Origin of the sequence: Burkholderia sp. BCC1977, assembly GCF_905339595.1 — a bacterium.
GTDB lineage: Bacteria > Pseudomonadota > Gammaproteobacteria > Burkholderiales > Burkholderiaceae > Burkholderia.
On record NZ_CAJPGQ010000193.1, the window covers coordinates 1 to 340 of the forward strand.

General features: G+C 61.8%; 1 pseudogene. It reads left to right on the plus strand.

Annotated features, from left to right (window positions below):
• Window positions 1-340 (plus strand): annotated as a pseudogene (locus tag U5771_RS35430) (hypothetical protein); the annotation flags it as partial.

Consider the following 340-nt stretch of genomic DNA (forward strand, 5'->3'; position numbering starts at 1 on the left):
GATTCGGACGACGATCGATGGCGCCGAGACATCGCTGTTGTACAACGGGCAAGCGCTTGCTGCGGAATACGATAAAGCCGGCCCGTTGGTTCGTCGTTACGTGTTCGGTCCGGGGACCGATGAGCCGCTGGTGCAGTACGAAGGCGCGGGTACGGCCTCGAAGAGCTGGATGTATGCGAACCAGCAGGGGAGTGTGGTCGCGCTGGCGAACAGCAGCGGGGCGACGACGATTAGTCAGGCGTATGGTCCGTTCGGGGAGACGGACGGGACGCCGGCGTCGCGGTTCGGTTATACGGGACAGCAGTATCTTGCGCCGCTGGGTTTGTATTACTACAAGGCA